The sequence below is a fragment of the Klebsiella sp. CN_Kp091 genome (genome assembly GCF_040065095.1).
Taxonomy (GTDB): Bacteria; Pseudomonadota; Gammaproteobacteria; order Enterobacterales; family Enterobacteriaceae; genus Klebsiella; species Klebsiella aerogenes.
The window spans coordinates 86,943-107,676 of record NZ_JBEAIO010000001.1 but is presented as its reverse complement, the minus strand read 5'-3'; the positions used below and the strand labels follow the sequence as shown (position 1 = coordinate 107,676).

General features: G+C 59.6%; 20 protein-coding genes. 5 read left to right on the top strand and 15 right to left on the bottom strand.

The features are described from left to right. The first annotated feature begins 78 nt into the window (after positions 1–78). Positions 79–504, top strand: a complete 426-nt coding sequence (gene nudI, locus ABLV17_RS00545) for a nucleoside triphosphatase NudI (protein ID WP_087860119.1) — start codon at positions 79–81, stop codon at positions 502–504. On the opposite strand, the gene ABLV17_RS00540 is transcribed toward nudI, so the two are convergent. Next, a complete protein-coding gene (locus tag ABLV17_RS00540) occupies positions 501–1,910 on the bottom strand; it encodes a sensor histidine kinase (protein ID WP_271031724.1) in 1,410 nt (469 codons plus the stop codon). The genes nudI and ABLV17_RS00540 overlap by 4 nt on opposite strands. Next, on the bottom strand, positions 1,897–2,574 hold the full coding sequence (gene tctD, locus ABLV17_RS00535) for a transcriptional regulator TctD (protein WP_308958266.1): 678 nt from the start codon (positions 2,572–2,574) through the stop codon (positions 1,897–1,899). Before tctD ends, ABLV17_RS00540 begins: the two co-directional genes overlap by 14 nt. 133 nt (positions 2,575–2,707) lie before the next feature. Between tctD and ABLV17_RS00530 the strand changes: the two genes are divergently transcribed. From ABLV17_RS00530 to ABLV17_RS00520, 3 genes are read left to right on the top strand one after another with little or no spacing between them, the layout of a single operon-like run. Then, a complete protein-coding gene (locus ABLV17_RS00530; RefSeq protein WP_348854050.1) occupies positions 2,708–3,688 on the top strand; it encodes a tripartite tricarboxylate transporter substrate binding protein in 981 nt (326 codons plus the stop codon). Positions 3,689–3,703: 15 nt separating this feature from the next. Next, the gene (locus tag ABLV17_RS00525) at positions 3,704–4,135 is read left to right on the top strand and encodes a tripartite tricarboxylate transporter TctB family protein (protein WP_271031726.1); all 432 of its coding nucleotides are present in this window, start codon (positions 3,704–3,706) and stop codon (positions 4,133–4,135) included. 11 nt (positions 4,136–4,146) lie between these two features. Then, positions 4,147–5,664 carry a tripartite tricarboxylate transporter permease gene (locus ABLV17_RS00520; protein ID WP_015365603.1) on the top strand — a complete coding sequence of 506 codons (1,518 nt, stop codon included), beginning with the start codon at positions 4,147–4,149 and terminating at the stop codon, positions 5,662–5,664. Here ABLV17_RS00520 and menE read toward each other — a convergent pair. The 7 genes from menE to ABLV17_RS00485 all read right to left on the bottom strand — a co-directional run bounded on the left by menE (position 5,661) and on the right by ABLV17_RS00485 (position 13,288). Further along, a complete protein-coding gene (menE, locus tag ABLV17_RS00515) occupies positions 5,661–7,022 on the bottom strand; it encodes an o-succinylbenzoate--CoA ligase (protein WP_308959165.1) in 1,362 nt (453 codons plus the stop codon). The genes ABLV17_RS00520 and menE overlap by 4 nt on opposite strands. Next, complete coding sequence (gene menC, locus ABLV17_RS00510) at positions 7,019–7,984, bottom strand: o-succinylbenzoate synthase (RefSeq protein ID WP_348854049.1); 966 nt, start codon at positions 7,982–7,984, stop codon at positions 7,019–7,021. Before menC ends, menE begins: the two co-directional genes overlap by 4 nt. Continuing rightward, positions 7,984–8,841, bottom strand: coding sequence for a 1,4-dihydroxy-2-naphthoyl-CoA synthase (gene menB / locus ABLV17_RS00505; protein ID WP_015365600.1), 858 nt, complete (start codon positions 8,839–8,841; stop codon positions 7,984–7,986). The genes menC and menB overlap by 1 nt, the downstream gene beginning before the upstream one ends. Before the next feature lie 14 nt (positions 8,842–8,855). Further along, positions 8,856–9,614 (bottom strand): 2-succinyl-6-hydroxy-2,4-cyclohexadiene-1-carboxylate synthase, encoded by a 759-nt coding sequence (menH, locus tag ABLV17_RS00500; protein ID WP_348854048.1) that lies wholly within the window; start codon positions 9,612–9,614, stop codon positions 8,856–8,858. Further along, positions 9,611–11,281, bottom strand: coding sequence for a 2-succinyl-5-enolpyruvyl-6-hydroxy-3-cyclohexene-1-carboxylic-acid synthase (menD, locus tag ABLV17_RS00495; protein WP_047466133.1), 1,671 nt, complete (start codon positions 11,279–11,281; stop codon positions 9,611–9,613). The genes menH and menD overlap by 4 nt, the downstream gene beginning before the upstream one ends. A gap of 76 nt (positions 11,282–11,357) precedes the next feature. Next, positions 11,358–12,653: an isochorismate synthase MenF gene (gene menF, locus ABLV17_RS00490; protein ID WP_308959071.1), complete on the bottom strand. Its 1,296-nt coding sequence runs from the start codon at positions 12,651–12,653 to the stop codon at positions 11,358–11,360. A gap of 173 nt (positions 12,654–12,826) precedes the next feature. Further along, positions 12,827–13,288 (bottom strand): GNAT family N-acetyltransferase, encoded by a 462-nt coding sequence (locus ABLV17_RS00485; protein WP_015365596.1) that lies wholly within the window; start codon positions 13,286–13,288, stop codon positions 12,827–12,829. A 56-nt stretch (positions 13,289–13,344) separates the two neighbouring features. Between ABLV17_RS00485 and rnz the strand changes: the two genes are divergently transcribed. Further along, positions 13,345–14,265 (top strand): ribonuclease Z, encoded by a 921-nt coding sequence (rnz, locus tag ABLV17_RS00480; protein WP_015706158.1) that lies wholly within the window; start codon positions 13,345–13,347, stop codon positions 14,263–14,265. 58 nt (positions 14,266–14,323) lie between these two features. On the opposite strand, the gene nuoN is transcribed toward rnz, so the two are convergent. From nuoN to nuoI, 6 genes are all read right to left on the bottom strand, one after another. Then, positions 14,324–15,781: an NADH-quinone oxidoreductase subunit NuoN gene (nuoN, locus tag ABLV17_RS00475; RefSeq protein WP_015365594.1), complete on the bottom strand. Its 1,458-nt coding sequence runs from the start codon at positions 15,779–15,781 to the stop codon at positions 14,324–14,326. A 6-nt stretch (positions 15,782–15,787) separates the two neighbouring features. Next, positions 15,788–17,317 (bottom strand): NADH-quinone oxidoreductase subunit M, encoded by a 1,530-nt coding sequence (nuoM, locus tag ABLV17_RS00470; RefSeq protein WP_015365593.1) that lies wholly within the window; start codon positions 17,315–17,317, stop codon positions 15,788–15,790. Between the two features lie 169 nt (positions 17,318–17,486). Then, entirely contained in the window at positions 17,487–19,328 is a 1,842-nt protein-coding gene (nuoL, locus tag ABLV17_RS00465; RefSeq protein ID WP_015706160.1) for an NADH-quinone oxidoreductase subunit L, read from the bottom strand. Continuing rightward, positions 19,325–19,627 (bottom strand): NADH-quinone oxidoreductase subunit NuoK, encoded by a 303-nt coding sequence (gene nuoK / locus ABLV17_RS00460; RefSeq protein ID WP_004865088.1) that lies wholly within the window; start codon positions 19,625–19,627, stop codon positions 19,325–19,327. Before nuoK ends, nuoL begins: the two co-directional genes overlap by 4 nt. Continuing rightward, positions 19,624–20,178, bottom strand: a complete 555-nt coding sequence (nuoJ, locus tag ABLV17_RS00455; protein WP_015365591.1) for an NADH-quinone oxidoreductase subunit J — start codon at positions 20,176–20,178, stop codon at positions 19,624–19,626. The genes nuoK and nuoJ overlap by 4 nt, the downstream gene beginning before the upstream one ends. 11 nt (positions 20,179–20,189) lie before the next feature. Next, entirely contained in the window at positions 20,190–20,732 is a 543-nt protein-coding gene (gene nuoI, locus ABLV17_RS00450) for an NADH-quinone oxidoreductase subunit NuoI (protein WP_015365590.1), read from the bottom strand. Positions 20,733–20,734: the final 2 nt, after the last annotated feature.

Sequence of the window (20,734 nt, the reverse complement as noted above, 5' to 3'; positions counted from 1 at the left end):
TTCCCTTGCGGTTTGCCGAGGCGCCTCGCAAACTGTTTCCTCTATACCCGGCCCGACTCACTGCGAAGGAGAAAAATCATGCGTCAAAGGACGATTGTTTGCCCGCTAATCCAAAATGATGGCCATTACCTGTTGTGCAAGATGGCTGCCGACCGCGGGGTTTTTCCCGGACAGTGGGCGCTGTCCGGCGGCGGCGTGGAGCCGGGGGAAAGTATTGAAGAGGCGCTGCGACGTGAAGTCCGCGAGGAGCTTGGCGAAAAACTGCAGTTGACCCGTATCACGCCATGGAGCTTCCGCGATGATACCCGTGTGAAAACCTATGCCGATGGTCGCCAGGAAGAGATCTACATGATCTATTTGATTTTCGATTGCATAAGCGCCAACCGCGAGGTCACGATCAACGAGGAATTCGACGATTACGCGTGGGTGAAGGGCGAAGACCTGCGACACTACGATCTTAATGCCGCGACCCGCCTCACCCTCAGCCAGAAAGGGCTGCTTTAAGCCACGGTCAGCAGACGCAGCGTCACCTTTAATCCTCCCAGGCTTTCGCTGCGCGACAGCTGCGGGCGGCTACGATGCAGACGTGCGATATCGTTTACCAGCGCCAGGCCCAGCCCGGCGCCGGGTATGCCGCCACCATTCTCCAGCCGTCGAAACGGCGTCAGCGCCTGGTTAATCAGGTTTTCATCGATACCCGGGCCGCTATCCTCCACGCTCAGCGTGACGGCTTCGCCATCGCGATGCAGACTCAGCGTCACCGTCCCACGTGCCGGAGTGTAGCGAATCGCATTGTCGAGCAGGTTGGCGCACAGTTCCCCCAACAAAACGCCATCACCCAAAACGTTCACCGGCGACTGCTCGCCCTCATAACCCAGATCGATGTTTTTACTGCGCGCCTGGGCAATGCGCGAAAAACAGCTATGGTGCACGACCTCCTGCAGATCGACCGCGGCAAACGCCTGCTCGCCCTGCTCCCGGCGTTTTACCGTCGCCAGTTGCAACAAACGTTCGGTGAGTAAAATCGTATCATCCAGCGTCGCGCGCATGGCCTGCAAACTCTCGCGCCACAGCCGCGGATCGTCGCTGGCCAGCGCCACCGAGGCCTGGGTTTTCAGGACCGCCAGCGGCGTTTTCAACTGATGTGAAGCGTCGGCGCTAAAGCGTTCTTGCCGGGAGATCATCACCCGCAGGCGGTCGATATAGCGGTTAAAAGCCACGATCAGCAGCCGAGTTTCCGACCACGGCAGCAATTCCGGTAGCGGCGTCAGCAGGCCGGGTTCGCGGCGCACCATCAGCGCCGAGAGCTGACGCATTGGCCGCAGAACGCGGCGCAGTAGCCACCCCGCCAGTACCAACGTCAATAGCACTAATAAGCCCTGTGACACCCAGGATGAGAACAGCAGTTGTCCGGCCAGCCAGCGCCGCGACTGCAGCGTTTCGGCAATATAAATCTCCGCCATACCAACGATACCGCCTTCATTGACCGGCTGCAGCAGGCGCGCCACGCGGATTGCCTGACCGCGGTATTCGGTATGATAAAACCATGCCAGCGCCGGATAAAGTTGAGTTCGTGAAGTGGCCGGCGGCATTGCCGGCAGATCGTCAAAGCCGGAAATCACTTTCCCCTGCGGGTCGACCACCTTGTAATACAGCCGGTCGTTCATGTTGAGTTCAAAGCTGTCCAGCACCACCCAGGGCACATTGACCTCCAGATGACCGCCGCGCACTACCAGCCGCTCCGCCACGGTACGCGCCGAGGAGAGCAGCGTACGATCGTAGGCCTGCGTCGCCGCCTGCAGCGCGCTCACGTAGCTATTGAATGCCGATAGCCCCCACAACAGCGCCAGCGGCAGGCCAAGAAACAGCAGCAGTTGGGCATACAGCGATTGCGGTTTACCCCAGCTCATGCGGCTCACACTCCAGCAGATAACCCAGCCCGCGTAGCGTAGTAATACGCACGTTGCTTTGCTGGAGCTTCTTGCGCAGGCGGTGAATATAAAGTTCGATGCTTTCCGGACTGACGTCGTCGCTGAGGCTAAACACCTGTTCAAATAGCTGCTGGCGGGAAACCGGACGGGTACGGCGAAACATCAGCACTTTCAACAGCGCCAGCTCGCGCGGCGTCAGGGACAACATCTCACCACGCAGCAGAAAATAGCCTTCATCGCGATATTCCAGATCCCCAAGCTGCTGTACCTCATGCACCTGCCCTTCGCTGCGTCGCAGCAACGCCCGCAGACGGGCGTCGAGCTCCTCCAGCTCAAAAGGTTTAGGCAGGTAATCATCGGCGCCGACGTTCAGCCCTTTCACCCGGTCCGCTACCGCGCTGCGCGCGGTCAACAGCAGCACCGGCAGCGTTTGCCCGCGCTTACGCAACCGCTGTACCACCTCGAGGCCATCCAGGCCCGGCATACCGATATCCAGCACCGCCAGCGCATATTTTTCGCTTTGCAGCAGGAGATCCGCCGCCCGGCCATCAAAAACGCAATCCACGGCAAAACCGCCCTGCACCAGCGCTTTTTCCAGCCAGTGAGCCAGCTCACGGTTATCCTCGGCTAATAAGAGACGCATATCACATCCTGTAAAGTTGCTGCCGCATTGAAAGGGAAATGAAAGGTAACTGTTTTAACAATCACGCAACCGAATCGCCACATGTCGGTTCACATAATCAGAAAAACATTCCCTGTACCTACTGAGGAAGCCTATGAAAACGCCATTTTTCCGCCATCTTAGCGCCATCGCGCTGTGCCTATGTACAACCACCGCTTTCGCGGCGCAAGCCCCGTCCCGCACCGAATGTATCGCCCCCGCCAAACCCGGCGGCGGCTTCGACCTTACCTGTAAGCTAATTCAGGTGAGCCTGATGGAAACCGGCGCGATCGAAAAACCGATGCGAGTCACCTATATGCCCGGCGGCGTCGGCGCGGTGGCCTATAACGCCATCGTCGCCCAGCGCCCGGCGGAAGCCGGAACCGTGGTCGCCTTTTCCGGCGGCTCGCTGCTGAATTTGTCGCAGGGGAAATTCGGCCGCTACGGCGTTGATGACGTACGCTGGCTGGCCAGCGTCGGTACCGACTACGGCATGATTGCCGTGCGCGCCGATTCGCCATGGAAAGACCTGAAGTCATTCATGACTGCGATGGAGAAAAATCCCGCCACTATCGTCATTGGCGCCGGGGCCTCCATCGGCAGCCAGGACTGGATGAAAGCGGCGCTACTGGCGCAAAAAGCCAACGTTGATCCGCACAAGATGCGCTATGTCGCCTTTGAGGGCGGCGGCGAGCCGGTAACCGCGCTGCTCGGCAACCATGTGCAGGCGGTCTCCGGCGATCTGAGTGAAATGGTGCCGTACCTGCAGGGAAATAAGATCCGCGTCCTGGCGGTCTTCTCCAACGAACGTCTGCCGGGCGCGCTGGCCAATGTCCCTACCGCTAAAGAGCAGGGCTATGACCTGGTGTGGCCGATTATTCGCGGCTTCTTTATGGGCCCGAAGGTAAGCGATGCCGACTATCAGTGGTGGGTTGATGAATTCACTAAACTGCAGCAAACCGATGAGTTCAAAAAGCAACGTGAACTGCGCGGCCTGTTTGAATTCAACATGAACGGCAAGGAGCTCGATACCTATGTAAAACAGCAGGTCAGCGATTATCGCGAACAGGCGAAAGCCTTTGGCCTGGCTAAATAATCCGCGGAGGCGCTAATGAGCGATCGTATCTTTGCCGGAGTCTGGCTGTTGTTATGCATTGGCGGCCTGTTTATCGCCTGGCAGATCCACAGCGAATACTCGTATGAACCCGTCGGCCCGCGCCCTTTCCCATTGGGCATTATCGGCCTGATGCTGCTGTGTTCGGCGCTGATGCTGCTGCGTCGCCCGGACGCCATCGAGTGGCCGGGACGACATGTACTGCAACGGCTGTTAACCATGGTCGTGGTGCTGGTGGTCTATGCCTGGGGATTTGAATGGCTGGGCTTTCCGCTAGCCACTGCGCTACTGACGGCGGTGATTGGCCTGCTGTTCGGCGCCACGCTACCGGCGACAGGCATTGCCGGCGTGGTGATGGGCGTCTCGTTATGGTACGCCTTCGATACCTTACTTGATGTGACCCTGCCGCTTGGCGTCTGGTTAAATTAACGGAGAAGCTTATGGATACCTGGATCTATCTGTCGCAGGGTTTCGCCGTCGCCATGACGCCGGAAAATCTGCTTATCGCCCTCATCGGCTGCTTTGTCGGAACCATCGTCGGGCTGCTGCCCGGCCTCGGGCCGATTAACGGCGTCGCCATTCTGCTGCCGCTGGCCTTTGCCCTGCACCTGCCTGCGGAATCGGCGCTGATCCTGTTGGCGACGGTCTATATCGGTTGCGAATATGGCGGGCGTATTTCATCTATCCTGCTGAACGTACCCGGCGATGCCGCCGCCATCATGACGGCGCTTGATGGCTATCCCATGGCGCAGCAAGGGCGCGGCGGCGTCGCACTATCGATTTCCGCCGTTAGCTCTTTCTTCGGTTCGCTTATCGCGATCGGCGGCATTATTCTGTTCGCGCCGCTCCTCGCCCAGTGGTCGCTGGCGTTCGGCCCGGCGGAATATTTCGCGCTGATGGTGTTTGCCATCGCCTGCCTCGGCAGCATGATGGCGCAAAACCCGCTGAAATCCTTTCTCGCGGCGTTAATCGGTTTGGGCCTGGCGACGGTGGGCGTGGATGCCAACACCGGGGTTTACCGCTTCACCTTCGACAGCGTCCATCTCTCCGATGGCGTGCAATTTATTGTGGTGGTCATCGGCCTGTTCTCCGTTTCCGAGATCCTGTTGATGCTGGAGAGCACCAGCGGTGGGCAAACGCTGGTGCGTAAAACCGGGCGCATGCTGTTTAACACCAAAGAGGCCGCGCAGTGCGTCGGCGCGACCCTACGCTCTTCCGTCGTGGGTTTCTTCGTCGGTATTCTGCCCGGTGCCGGGGCGACCATCGCCAGCGCCATCACCTATATGACGGAGAAAAAAATCAGCGGCAACAGCGATAACTTCGGCAAGGGGGATATTCGCGGCGTGGCGGCGCCGGAAGCCGCTAATAACGCCTCCGCCTGCGGTTCGTTTATTCCGATGCTGACGCTCGGCGTGCCTGGCTCCGGTACCACCGCGGTCATGATGGGTGCGCTGACGCTATATAACATTACGCCCGGCCCGGCGATGTTCACCGAACAGCCGGATATTGTCTGGGGACTTATCGCCGCGCTGCTTATCGCCAACGTGATGCTGCTTATCATGAACATTCCGCTGATTGGCCTGTTCACCCGCATGCTGACGATACCGCTGTGGTTCCTGGTACCAGCCATCGCCGCCGTTTCCGCCGTTGGCGTCTATGCGGTGCACAGCACCACCTTTGACCTGCTGCTGATGGTTGGTCTCGGCGTGCTCGGCTACATCATGCGTAAAATGCATTTCCCGATGTCGCCGCTGATCCTCGGTTTTGTGCTGGGCGAGATGCTGGAGCAGAACCTGCGCCGCGCGCTGTCAATCAGCAACGGTAATCTGGCTATCCTCTGGGAAAGCGGCGTAACCAAAACATTGCTAATGCTGGCTGTCGCCGTCCTGGTGGTGCCGCCGCTGCTGCGTCTGAGACGTAAACAGCGCCAGCGCCGCGCCGAGGCCAATATCGGCTAAACCGGCGAATTGACCCATTCGCGCAGCGCCCGGCGCGAAATCTTAATCCCGCCGTTCTTTAACGTTTCCGGCAGCCGTAGCCACTGTACCGGCTGCTGGAAACGCGCTAACCGTTCTGCACTCCATGCCGCCAGCGTGGCCATTTCGCAGCCGTCCTCGCATTCAACCACCGCCACCGGGCGTTGGCCGTATTCGACATTATCCTGCGGCACAATAAACACCTGCTGAACCTGCGGATGGGCGAGTATCACGCGCTCAACCTCCTCCGGCTGAATGCCTTCGCCGCCGCTAAAAAAGAGATTATCCAGTCGCCCTATAATCGACAGCCTGGCGTTGCGTAACTCCCCGCGATCGCGCGTCGCAAACCAGCCTTCATCGTTGGTTAATGACAACAGTTGACCATCCCGCCAGTAGCCCGCGGCCATGCTCGCCGCCCGCAGCCAGATCTCGCCGGCGACAATTTTTACCTCCCGTCCCGGCAGCGCTTCGCCCACATCCGCCGCTCCGTCGGCCTCTTTGGCGCAAACCGTGGAGGCGAATTCAGTGAGGCCGTAGCCGCAGAAGCTGCGTATCCCCTGCGCTCGCGCCCTTTCGGTCAGCTCGACGGGGATCGCCGCGCCGCCAAGCAGCACCGCCTTGAGTGAAACATCGGCATCGCCATTTAGCAGGCGCCATAGCTGAGTCGGTACCAGTGAAGCATGGGTACAGCCCAGCAGCGCCTGCTCCAGTGGTTGTCTATCGCGCACCGTCAGCCGCGCGCCAGCCAGCAGCCAGCGCCAGATGATCCCCTGCCCGGAGACATGGAACAACGGCAGCGACAGCAGCCAGTCGTCTTCCGCGGCAAACGGCATCAGCGCCAGCACGCCAGCGGCACTGGCCAGATGGGCGCTGGCGCTATGTACCGCCGCCTTCGGCAGGCCGGTTGAGCCGGAGGTTAACGTCATCGACACCAGCCGTTCGCCATACCAGCAGACGGCACAGGCGCCTTCTGCCGCCTGCAGAGTTAACGCCGGTAAATTCCCCGGCAGCGAATCACCGTTAAGCACCAGTTGATGCTGTACGGTTAACGCAGGCAGCAGTTCCTGCAGCAAGGCCATAGGCAGCTGCGGATTAAGCGGCAGCACCCGCGCCCCGCACTGCAGCAGCGCCAGCCAGGCGAGTAGCGTCTCCGGCTGGTTGTAGGCCCTAAGCGCCACGCCCTGACCCTCCATGACGCCCTGCGCGGCAAAACCAGATGCCAGCGCGTCAATCCGCGCGCATAGCTCACGCCAGGTCAACGGCTGGTCATTCAGGCGTAGCGCCTGCGACTCGCCGCGTAACTGACGCCAGTGGCGCCACGGCCAATCGGAAAACATCACAGCAGTTGCTCCAGCTCATCAGCATTGAAAATTGGCAGCGTACTCTCCGGCCACGCCCGCACCAGCTGAGCGCCCATCAGCGCCAGCGTGTCGAGTCCGGGGATAGTCTGCGGAGTCAGCCAGGCGGCAACCCGCGCCAGCTGCGTTAATCCCAGGCTGGACTCGATCGACGAGCTAATCACCGCGCTCAGCCCCAGCGCATGCGCCGCGGCGACCTGTTGCTGAACCTTTTGTAAGCTGCCGGTCAGCGTCGGTTTGATCACCACCGCGCGCACGCCAGGCTCGGCGACAAAGCGGAAATCCGCCTCGCGCAGGCTTTCATCCCAGGCGATAGCAATACCGGTCTGCTGGCTGAATTCACGCGAATCGTCGCGGCTTTTGCACGGTTCTTCGAGAAAGGCAATGCGTTGGCGATACGCCGGATTAACGTATTTGGCGAACTGCTGCGCTTTGACCGGCGTCCACGCCCGGTTGGCATCCAGCCGCAGCTGCAGGTCGGGGATCGCTTCCAGCAGCAGATTCACCACCATGCCGTCGCGTACCGCCTCCCACAGCCCTACTTTCACCTTAGCGACTTTCTCGCCGGGCATCGCCGCCAGTTTGGCGAACAGTTCATCCGGGTCGCCGGAACAGAGCGGCGCCGCGCGATAATCCGCCGCCTGTGGTAGCTCGCCGCCAAGCTCCGCCTGCGCGCAACTAATACCAAAAGCGACGGAGGGCTGCATAGGAAGCGGCGCCTCGGCGCCGTCGCGCCAGGCCCGCGCCCACGCCAGCAGCGCCATTTGCGCCTCTTCCAGCGTTTCGTCACTGAATCCCGGCAGGGGAGAAATTTCCCCCCAGCCTTCGCGTTCACCCTCCTGCAGGCGGATGAACAGCCCATCGCGGGTTTTTAACCGCCGTTCGCGCAGAACCACGCCCGCGTCCATCGGTATCTGCCAGCGGTAAACCTGCGAAACGCGCATTATGGATTCCGTTTAAATTTGCTGAAGTCCGGCTGACGTTTCTGGTTGAAGGCGTTACGTCCTTCCTGCCCTTCTTCCGTCATGTAGAACAGCATGGTGGCGTTACCCGCCAGCTCCTGCAGCCCGGCCTGGCCGTCGCAGTCGGCGTTCAGCGCCGCTTTCAGGCAACGCAGCGCCATCGGGCTGTTTTGCAGCATTTCACGACACCAGCGCACGGTCTCTTTTTCCAGATCCGCCAATGGGACCACGGTATTCACCAGCCCCATATCCAGCGCCTGCTGGGCGTCGTACTGACGGCACAGGAACCAGATTTCGCGCGCTTTTTTCTGCCCGACGATACGCGCCATATAGGAAGCGCCCCAGCCGCCATCAAAGGAGCCGACTTTTGGCCCGGTCTGGCCGAAGATGGCATTATCCGCCGCGATGGTCAGGTCGCACATCATGTGCAGTACGTGGCCGCCACCGATAGAGTAACCGGCGACCATCGCCACTACTGGTTTCGGGCAGGTGCGGATCTGGCGCTGGAAGTCGAGCACGTTGAGATGGTGAACCCCGGAGTCGTCCTGATAGCCGCCGTAGTCGCCGCGGACTTTCTGGTCGCCGCCGGCGCAGAAAGCTTTATCGCCTTCACCGGTCAGCACGATGACGCCGATATTGTCGTCATAGCGGGCATCCGCCAGCGCCTGAATCATCTCTTTGACGGTCAGTGGACGGAAGGCGTTGCGCACCTGCGGACGATTGATGGTGATTTTAGCAATCCCGTCAGTCGATTTTTGATAACGAATATCGGTATAGCCTTCTGAGCAATCGTGCCATTCAACGGGGGCGTAGAGCATTGCTTCATCAAGAGAGATCATAGAATGTCCTTCAGTTAACTTGCCAGAATCTGCGCCAGACAGGCAATCACCGCAGCGGGGTTGTCCCGGTGCGCGTTGTGTCCGGCATGGTGAATGATATGGGTATCGGCGGCGAGCGCTTGCGCGATAGCGCGAAACTTGGCGTCGCGTTCGCCGCACAGGTAGTGAAAAGGAAAATCGCGAGCCTGCAGAGACGCGCGCAAATCGGCCTGCTCCGCAAGGGAGGTTGCCTCCAGCATCGCCGCCAGCGTAGCGCCATTATTGCGGCGACGTAGGGCGACCAATGACTCACGCTGCGCCGCATCCAGCGAAGCGAAGACCGGCTGCTGATACCAGTCGGCGAAGACCTGCGCTAACGGCTCGCGGCGAAAACGTTCCGCCCAGGCGCTATCATTGCCGCGCCGCGCCTGCCGCGACGCTTCGTCCTGCAGGCCCGGATGTCCGCCCTCGACGATCAGGCCGCGCAGGCCCGCGCGCGGCTGGCAGGCGAAGTTCATCGCCACCCGGCCGCCCAGGGAGTAGCCAACCAACCAGTAATCCAGGATGTTGTAACTATTTAGCGTAGCCTGCAGTAATTCGCTGACCCCGGTAAAGCCATCGACCGCGATATCCGCCGAGCCACCGTGCCCCGGCAGATCGAGATACAGCCGCGGCCAAGCCGGAAACGCTTCACCAACCGTACGCCACTCGTCGCGGTCTCCGGAAAAGCCGTGCAGGAATACCAGCCAGGGATAACCCGGCTGGCCGCTTTCAACCGTCGCGTTGAACGTCACAGGCGGCTTACCTGCGCCAGCAGTTGCTGGAGAGTCTGCGTACCGTCGGTCTCGTTAACCGCCAGCTCAATTACCGTCGCCCCGGCGCGGCGCCACGCGCCTGCCAGCGCCTCATCCAGCGACTGCCAGTCATCAGGGCGGTGATAAGCCAGACCAAACATCGCCGCCGCGTGGCTGAAATCAACGTCCTGCGGCATTAAATAGAACTGGCGGCGCTCGTCCTGCGGCGTCGGCAGCATAGAGAAAATCTGCCCGCCGTTATTATTGACCACGATCAGCACCAGCGGCGCCGACGCCTGGCGCAGCAGGGCCAGCGAGTTGAGATCGTATAACGCCGAAAGATCGCCGACGATCGCAAGCGTAGGCCGGGCGCTCGCGCGCTGCACGCCGGCGGCGGTCGCCAATAGGCCATCGATGCCGCTGGCGCCGCGATTACTATAGACCGGATAACCCGCCGGCAGTTGCCCCAGCGCGTCTATCAGGCGTACCACTAAACTGTTGCCAACAAACAGCTGTCCCTGATCCGGCAAATAGCGCCGAATGCGCTGCGCCAGCTGCGCTTCGCCAAAAGGCTCGTTGCTGGCGACCGCGGCCTGCCACGCCTGCCCGGCAAGCTGCGGGATCACCGTCGCCCACGGCTGGCGTTTCTCCGCCGGATGCAGTTCGAGCCAGCGCTCAACGCTTGAGAGCAGACGGCGACCGCGGTGCTGCGCCGGATCGAGGCGACCGCGCAGATTATCCACCAGCCAGTATTCATCCGGCTCGCAGGTCGCCTGCCACTGAAGCACGCGTTTGCCGGTCAGGCTGCTACCGAGTTGCACGACGATTTGCGCCTGCGCCAGTTCGCTGACCGCTTTACCGTTGCCAAGCCACAGGTCGGCGCACGGTAACGGCTGCCCGGTCTGCGACAGGACATCGCCAATCAGCGGCCAGCCGAGGGTCTGCGCCCATTCAGCCACTTTTTTACCTTCCGCGGCGCTCATCCTGCCCGCGACCACTACGCCGCGTTTTTGCCGCCAGAAGAACCAGTCGCGCTGTTTCTCACTCTCCATCTGCAGCGCCTGACGCAGCCAGGGCTTATCGCTCTGCCACCAGTTGCCGAGCTGCTGTTGCCACTCCAGCCCGGTATCGTCCATATCGCCATATAGCGGCTCAGCGAACGGGCAGTTGATATGCACCCCGCCGGCATGCAGCTCGCCCAGCGCCTGATCGATGGTCGAGACCAACCAGCGCGCGGAAATATCCTGCGAAGGACGCGGTAAAGAAACGGTCTGCGCAGGATGAGAAGCAAACATTCCCGGTTGGCGGATGGCCTGATTGGCGCCGCAGTCGATAAGCTCCGGCGGGCGGTCGGCGGTCAGCAGGATCAGTTTTTCACCCGTCAGGCCCGCTTCAATCAGCGCCGGATAGAGATTCGCGGTTGCGGTTCCGGAGGTCACAATCACCGCCACCGGCTGGCGGCTAGCCTTCGCCAGTCCCAGCGCCAGGTGGCCAAGGCCACGTTCGTCAAAATGAGTGTGATGAATAAAAGCGCGGTTTTCCGCCGCCGCCAGGGTTAAGGGCGTCGAGCGCGAGCCTGGGGCAATGCAAATGTGCTGCACGCCGTGGCGGGTTAAAGCTTCAAGGATCACCGCCGCCCAGCGTCGGTTAAATGCGCTTACTGACATGAAATTGTCCGGTATCAAATATTGATGCTAAGTATAGATAAGGCAGAGTTGCGCCGTTTTGATATACGTCGTCTCTCTACGTTTCTGAAAGTAATAACGTTCGTAATCCCGCCGCTTTATTTTCTATTTCTTGCCACTCCTGCTGCGGGTCAGATCCGCTGACAATACCGGCCCCGGCATACAGCCGCAGGGTGTCGTTCTCGACTTTTGCCGAGCGCAGCGCCACGCAAAACTCGCTTTGCGCCAGAGAAAGATAACCTGCGGAGCCGGCATACCATTCGCGGGCGAAAGGCTCATGACGGCGGATGAACGCCAGCGCCGTCTGGCGCGGCAGCCCCGCCACCGCGGCGGTAGGCTGCAGCTGCAGCAAGCAGCGGCTGTCGTCGGGCTCAGCCAGTTCGCACCAGATACAGCGCCGGAGATGCTGCACCTTACGCAGGCGTACGACCTGCGGCGGTAGAACGTCAAGCGTCGGCGACTCGCTCTGCAAACGCTGGCAGATATCCTCGACCACCAGCATATTTTCCCGCTGGTTTTTATCGTCTTTCATTAGCCAATCGCCCAACTGCTGCGCCCGGGCGTCATCAGGATGATTAGCGAGGGTACCCGCCAGCGCTTCGGTGCGCAGCAGCGCGCCGCGTCGCCGCCATAGCCGTTCCGGCGTGGAGCCGAGAAACGCCTGCTTCGGGCTAAAGGCCATCAGGAAGTGAAAACAGTTAAGATTGCTGCGCCGACTGGCCGCCATAATGGCAAACGCCTGCAGCGGCGCGCTAAAGCGTAAATCCGTGACCCGCGCCAGCACAACCTTATCCATTTCGCCGGCGCCGATTGCCTGCGTCGCCTGCGTAATCAGCTCACGCCACTGCGGGTATTCCGGCGCATGCTGCTCGCTTTGCAGCGGCGGCATCGATGCCGCCGTCGCCTGCTCGCTATTTAATGATTGGAGAAACGCCCGCGCGGCGGTCGCGTCGTCAAGCAGCGAGGTCGCACTGTGTACCACCAGCCGCAAGGTCGCTTTGCCGCCCAGGCGGCGCCACTCCAGCCGCGGCAGAAACAGATGGCCCTGCTGCGGGTCGAACGCGTTCAGCCCGCTGATGCGCAGATCTTCCCGCCCCTGCGCGCATAAAAAATCATGCGCCGCGGACAAAGAGGCAAAGGTGGTTACCGCCCCCAGCGCCGCCAGCTCTTCATCACCATTACGCTGCTGCCAGTAGAATTGCGGCCAGCACGGCTGGCGCGCGCACCACAGTAACGGGTCGAAGGCGTCGTTTAACGGGAATGGGATATCAAAAATTCGCGTGCCGGGCGACGGAGGGAAATCTTCAGCCAGACAACCCAACAGGCTTTCCAGCGCGGTGGAAACAGACAGCACGCGAACCTCCACGAAATTAAAAACCCCACATTATAAAGGGTAGCTGCGATAAATAGCAGTACCCATCATGAGGGAGCGAACCTTAACAGGCCCGGCGAACGCCAGACACTGGATTCGCTACAGGAGGAAAAGTATAGATAATTGATAGCGATACGCTATTACTATTTAGCTTCTTAATGAGTTGTGATGTCACGCGCCATACCGATATGGGCAATACCATCTTCATCGTATACCTCTGTCACCGGCACAAAACCAAAGCTGGCATAAAATTTCTGCAGATGCGCCTGCGCCCCCAGATAAATCGCCTTCTGCGGCCAGTTCTGCCGGCAGCTGGCCAGCGCCTGCTCCATCAACTGGTAGCCCAGCTTCTCGCCGCGCACGGACGGGCTAACGATAACCCGGCCAATCACCACCGGTTCGAACTCCTCTTCGCTTTTGAGGATCCGCGCGTAGGCCACCAGCTCTCCGTCGCGCCAGCCGAGCAGATGACGGTTCTCACCGACTAAATCATCGCCGTCGATATCCTGATAGACGCAGCGTTGTTCGACGACAAACACCGCGCTGCGCAGCTTCAGCAAGGCGTACAGTTGAGCAACGGTGAGCTCGCTGTGATGTAAATCCTGCCAGGTCATCATTTGTGACTCCTTATTGATATACTGATGCTTTACCACTCGCCTGAGGACACTGGACGATGGAATTAACATTTTTGGGGACATCCGCCGGCGTGCCGACCCGTACGCGTAATATGACGTCGATAATACTGAATTTGCAACAACCCACCAGCGCTGAAATGTGGTTGTTTGACTGCGGCGAAGGCACCCAGCATCAGTTTCTCCATACCCCTTACCACCCAGGCAAACTGAATAAAATTTTCATCACTCACCTGCACGGCGATCATCTGTTCGGCCTGCCCGGCCTGTTGTGCAGCCGCTCGATGCAGGGAAACTCGCTGCCGCTGACAGTTTACGGGCCAAAAGGGATTAAAGAATTCATCGAAACCGCGCTGCGCCTGAGCGGGTCATGGACCGATTATCCGCTCACTATCATCGAAGTCGGCCCAGGTCTGGTCTTCGACGAAGACGGCTATCGGGTCAGCGCGTACCCGCTCAGCCATCCGGTGGAGTGCTACGGCTACCGCATCGAACAGCATGACAAGCCCGGTACGCTCGATGCCGCCCAACTGATTGCCGATGGCGTGCGTCCGGGGCCGCTGTTCCATCAGCTCAAGCTCGGTCAGCGCGTTGAGCTGGAAGATGGCCGGGTCATTGACGGTAGCCGCTATCTGGGGCCATCGACGCCGGGTAAAACGCTGGCCATCTTTGGCGATACCGCCCCCTGCCCGCAGGCGCTGGAGATGGCGCGCGGCGCGGATGTAATGGTCCACGAAACCACCCTTGAGCAGGCGATGGCGGAGAAAGCCAATAGCCGTGGCCACTCTTCCAGTCAGCAGACCGCGGCGCTTGCCAAAGAAGCAGGGGTCGGCACGCTAATCGCCACCCACTTTAGCTCGCGCTACGATGCCGAAGGCTGCCTGCGTATGCTGGCGGAATGCCGGGAGATTTTCGCCAATACGCTACTGGCGGAGGATTTTATGGTTTATCGACTGGCATAAATCGCAGGCATAAAAAAACCGCCGACAAGTCGGCGGTTTTTTTTATTTATAGCGCAGATTACATCAGCGGCGTCGCCAGTTGCACGATGCTAATCAGCGGCTGCGGCCACACGCCAAGCACCAGCACCAGCAGCGCGGAGATCAGCACCACGATACCGCCGGCGCTGTACTGCCAGTTTGACGGCGCATCGCGGTTCAGCTGCTCCGGGGCGCTCAGGTACAGGCTGACGGCAACGCGCAGGTAGTAGTAGAGACCAATCGCCGAGCCGATCACTACCGCGGCAACCAGCCACCACAGGTGCGCATGCACACCGACGGCCAGCACGTAGAACTTACCGATAAAGCCGAGGGTCATCGGAATACCGGCCAGCGACAGCATCATCACCGTCATTACCGCCGACAGGATCGGACGGTGCCAGAACAGACCGCGGTAGGAGAACAGCGAGTCAGCATCCGGACCGCGGTACGGGCTGGACATCAGGCTGACCACGCCGAACGCGCCGAGGCTGCTGAACAGATAACCGGCCAGGTAGACGCCAACGGCTTCCATCGACATTTCGCCGCTCTGCAGGGCGATTAACGCCACCAGCAGATAGCCGAGGTGTGAGATGGAAGAGTAACCGAGCAGACGCTTAATGTTGGTCTGGCTCAGCGCCATCAGGTTACCGAAGATGATAGAGGCGAAGGCGATCAGGCCCAGCACCACGCGTACCGCTTCGCTGTCGCCCACCGGCATGTACAGGAACAGACGCATCACCACGCCGAAGATGGCAATCTTGCTGGCGGTCGCCAGGAAGGTGGATACCGGCGCAGGCGCGCCCTGGTATACATCAGGCGTCCACAGGTGGAACGGCACCAGCGACAGTTTAAAGCCAAGACCGACGATCATCAGACCGAGGCCCGCCAGCAGCAGCGGCTCGTGGAGCGCGTTGTCAGCCAGGCTCTTGCCCAGCGCGAGGAAGGACAGGTTACCGGAATTCGCATACACCAGCGCCATACCGAACAGCAGGAAAGACGAGGCTGCCGCGGAGAGGATGGTGTATTTGATGCTCGCTTCCAGCGAACGTTTCTGGCGGAAGGCGTAACCGACCAGGCCGAACAACGGCAGCGAAATCAATTCGATACCGAGGAACAGCGAGGCCAGGTGATTAGCGCCGGCCAGCAGAATACCACCCAGCGCGGCGATCAGCACCAGCAGGTAGAACTCTTCTTTATTGTCCTTGTAACCCTCAAGCCATGGGTAGGCGAAAGTACAGGTCGCGAGGCTCGCTAACAGCACCAGCCCGGTATAGAGCATCGAGTAACCGTCAACGCGGATCAGCGGGGTGACGTCCATCGCCCCGTTCTGACCGACAAACCAGAGCGAGACCAGCGCGGCGTTAAGTCCGAGAACCGACAACGTGGCATTGAGAAAATGATTGCGTCGCCACGCAATGGAGAGCATCACAACCACCACCGTCAAGCCGACGATCAGCAGCGGTAGCAGTGCGATCAGTTGTTGTGGAGTTATTGTCATGGCGAATTACGGCCTTGTAGTAGAAACAGAATTAACAAACCACTGCTGAATGTTGCTCATCGCAGCATGCGAGGTGTCGAGAATTGGCTGCGGGAAGAAGCCCAACAGCACCAGCAGCACCACCAGCAGCAGGATGATAGACAGTTCACGCAGGGACATCCCCGGCAGCTCTTTCGTCGCGATTTCGCTTTTCGCTTTACCGAAGTAAGCGCGATGCAGCATCGACAGCGAGTAAACGGAAGCGAATACCAGACCAAAGGTCGAGATAACGGTAATCACCGGCACCACTTTATAGCTGCCGAACAGAATCATAAATTCGCCGACAAAGTTACCGGTGCCCGGCATCCCCAGGGTGGCGACAGCGAAGAACATCGACATCGCCGGCAGCCATTTAATTTTGCTCCACAAGCCGCCCATCTGGCGCATATCGCGGGTGTGCAGACGTTCGTACAGCTGGCCGCACAGAATGAACAGACCCGCCGCGGACAGACCGTGGGCAATCATCTGAATCACCGCCCCTTGATAAGCCAGCTGGCTACCGGTGTAGATAGCAATCAGTACGAAGCCCATGTGGGAAACGGAGGTGTAAGCAATCAGACGTTTGATATCGGTCTGGGCGAAGGCCATCCACGCGCCGTAGAAGATACCGATCACGCCCAACCACATGGCGATTGGCGCAAACTCGGCGGAGGCGTTCGGGAACAGCGGCAGCGCAAAGCGCAGCAGACCGTAGGCCGCGGTTTTCAGCAAGATGCCCGCGAGGTCGACGGAACCGGCAGTCGGCGCCTGGGAGTGGGCGTCCGGTAGCCAGCCGTGCAGCGGCACTACCGGCATTTTCACCGCGAAGGCGATGAAGAAGCCGAGCATCAGCATGTATTCCACGCCGTGCGACATCGGGGTTTTCAGCAGCTCTTCATAGTTGAAGGTCCACACGCCGGTGGCGTTGAAGTGAACGAATGCCAGCGCCAGAATGGCGATCAGCATCACCAGGCCGCTCGCCTGGGTATAGATGAAGAACTTGGTGGCCGCCGTGATACGCGTTTTACCGTCAGAGGCTTTGTGACCCCACAGCGCGATCAGGAAGTACATCGGCACCAACATCATTTCCCAGAAGAAGAAGAACAGGAACATGTCGATGGCGAGGAATACGCCGATGACGCCGCCCAGGATCCACATCAGGTTGAGGTGGAAGAAGCCCTGGTACTTTTCGATTTCGCGCCAGGAACAGAGCACCGCCAACACGCCGAGCAGGCCGGTCAGCACCACCATCAGCAGCGACAGACCGTCAATCGCCAGATGGATGCTAATGCCGAAACGTGGGATCCACGGCAGCACGAATTCCGACTGCCACTGCGGAATACCCGCGGATTGCGTCAGAGAATAGCCGCCCTGCATCCACAGCTGCAGGCCAAGCACCAGCGTCAGTCCCATGGTAATCAGCGCAATCCAGCGCGGCAGTTTCACGCCAAAGCGTTCAGTCTGCCAGCACAGGAAGCCGCCAATAAAGGGGATTAATATTAGCCAGGGTAATAACATGGCGATTTTTATTCCTTGTTAAAGTCCCGTTCAGGACCGATTTTCAACGAATTCGACTACATTCACGTTTGAGTGCGGTTTGTTGTGTCGGGTGGCGTTTCGCTTACCCGACCTACGGTTTCGTAGGCCCGGTAAGCGAAACGCCACCGGGCAAAACCGCGCGCTCAAATCAACGCAGTACCATCAGCAGAGCCAGCACTACCACCGCGCCAATGCTCATTGAAGCCACATACCACCGCAGATAGCCGTTCTCGCTCACCAGCAGGCCTTTACCTGCGAAGCGGGACAGAATCGCCGGGATATTCATCAACGAGTTCAGCGGATCGCTCTTCAGCAGCCAGGCGATACCGAGGAATGGTTTCACGAACACTTTGTCGTATAACCAGTCGAAGCCCCAGGCATGGAACCACCAGGTACCGAAGAAGCGGCCAGGCGCGCTGTTGGCGATGGAAGTCACCAGCGTACGTTTGCCCAGCCACAGCCATGCGGCGATCAGGATGCCGGCGATAGCGATAATCCCGGAGGTCATTTCCAGCGTCATCACGCTACCGTGAGCGAGCTCGGTGGTCTGCGGCAGTACGCCTTCCAGCGGCGGCACAATCAGCGCGCCAACGAAGGTGGACAGAATCAGCAGCACAATCAGCGGCAGATGGTGGGTAATCCCCTTCCCTGCGTGCGCGTGAATTTGCTCTTTACCGTGGAACACGATGAAAATCATACGGAAGGTATACAGCGAGGTCATAAAGGCGCCAACCAGGCCCGCTACCATCAGATTGATATGGCCGTTGGCCATCGCGCCAGCCAGAATCTCATCCTTACTGAAGAAGCCTGCGGTGATAAGCGGCAGAGCGGACAGCGCCGCTCCCCCCACCAGGAAGCAGACATAAACCAGCGGAATGGATTTGCGCAGGCCGCCCATCTTGAAGATGTTCTGTTCGTGATGGCAGGCGAGGATCACCGAACCGGACGACAGGAACAGCAGCGCTTTAAAGAACGCATGCGTCATCAGGTGGAAGATCGCCGCGTCCCATGCCTGCACGCCCAGCGCGAGGAACATGTAGCCAATCTGGCTCATAGTCGAGTAAGCCAGCACGCGTTTGATGTCGGTCTGCACCAGCGCGGCGAAGCCCGCCAACACCAGCGTGATTGCGCCAACGATACCGACCAGATGCAGCACTTCCGGCGTCATCAGGAACAGGCCGTGGGTACGGGCAATCAGGTACACGCCCGCGGTCACCATGGTAGCGGCGTGGATCAGCGCAGAGACCGGCGTCGGGCCCGCCATCGCATCGGCAAGCCACGTTTGCAGCGGCAGCTGAGCGGATTTACCGACCGCGCCGCCGAGCAGCATCAGCGTCGCCCACTGCAGCGTGGTGCTGCCGTTAGCGAAGTGCTGCGGCGCCAGCTCAACCATTTCGCGGAAGTTCAGGGTGCCCAGTTCGTTATAAAGAATGAACAGCGCGAAGGCGAGGAACACGTCGCCGACGCGGGTGACCACGAACGCTTTCATCGCCGCGGCGTTGTTCTTCGGATCGGTGTAGTAGAAGCCGATCAGCAGGTAAGAACAGAGACCCACGCCTTCCCAACCCAGGTACATCAACAGCAGGTTATCGGCCAACACCAAAACGACCATGCTGGCGATAAACAGGTTGGTGTAAGCGAAGAAGCGAGAGTAGCCCTCTTCGCCGCGCATGTACCAGGAGGCGAACATGTGGATCAGGAAGCCGACGCCGGTAACCACGGAGAGCATGGTCAGAGACAGGCCATCCAGCACCAGGTTGAAGCCGATGTTGAAATCACCGACCGACATCCAGTTCCACAGCGGTACGCTGACCGCCTGTTTGCCGTTAGCGAAAAAGTCGACGCCGACGTACGCCGTCACCAGCGCCGCCAGGCCTACCGAGCCCATCCCCACGGTAGCGGAAAGATTTTCCGACCAGCGTCCGCGGGAGAAGGCCAGCAGCACAAAGCCAATCAATGGCAGAAGAATGGTTAAGGCAAGCATGTTCATCCACGCAACTCACTTACTGAATCGATGTTCAGGTTCTGGCGGCGACGATGGAGCTGCAGCAGCAGCGCCAGACCGATACTCGCTTCCGCAGCCGCGAGGCTGATGGCGAGGATATACATAATCTGACCATCAGTCTGGCCCCAGTAGCTTCCCGCGACCACGAATGCCAGCGCGGCGGCGTTAATCATGATTTCCAGGCTAATCAGCATAAACAGCAGATTGCGGCGGATCACAAGACCAGTCAGGCCGAGCACAAACAGGATGGCGGCGAGGATCAGTCCATGTGTTAAGGGGATCATGCGTGTTCCTCCGTTTTTCTTTTGTCGCTGTCGTTCACGCGGTTGCTCAGCACCTCACCGGCGCGCTCTTCGCGGCCAATGTGGAAGGCAACAACCAGGCCCGCCAGCAGCAGCATGGAGGCAAGCTCCACCGCCAGGACGTACGGCCCAAACAGCGCAATACCCACTTCTTTGGCGTTGATCGCCGCGCCGTCGATACCCTGGTCATTGATGCCAAGGATGGCGTAAACGATTACCACCAGCAGCACTGCGGAAAGGATGGCCGGGCCAATCCAGATCCCCGGCTGCAGCCATTTGCGTTCCTGTTCGATCTCGGTGCCGCCCAGGTTGAGCATCATCACCACGAACACGAACAGCACCATAATGGCCCCGGCGTAAACGATGATTTCCAGCGCACCGGCGAAGTAAGCGCCCAGCGAGAAAAACACCCCGGCAATCGCTAACAGCGAAATGATCAGGTACAGCAGCGCGTGCACCGGATTGGTGTGGGTGACGACCCGCAAGGTTGCGAGGATGGCTATCAGGCCACAGATATAAAAAGCGAATTCCATTGCCCCTCTCCTTACGGTAACAGGCTCTTGACGTCGATTGGCTTAGCTTCGTTTTCCGCTTCGCCCTTATCTTTGCCGTCGATTGCCATACCCGCCATCCGGTAGAAGTTATATTCCGGGTATTTGCCCGGACCGGAAATCAGCAGATCCTCTTTTTCGTACACCAGATCCTGACGTTTGTATTCGCCCAGTTCGAAGTCCGGGGTCAACTGAATCGCCGTGGTCGGGCACGCTTCTTCGCACAGGCCGCAGAAAATGCAGCGTGAGAAGTTGATGCGGAAGAATTCCGGGTACCAGCGGCCGTCTTTGGTCTCTGCTTTCTGCAGAGAGATACAGCCAACCGGGCAGGCTACCGCACACAGGTTACAGGCAACGCAGCGCTCTTCACCGTCCGGATCGCGCGTCAGCACGATACGGCCACGATAGCGCGGCGGCAGATATACCGGCTCTTCCGGGTACATCTGAGTTTCACGTTTGGCGAAGGCGTGCATCCCGATCATGCAAATACTGCGGACCTGGGTGCCGAACCCTACCAATAATTCTTTTAAGGTCATGT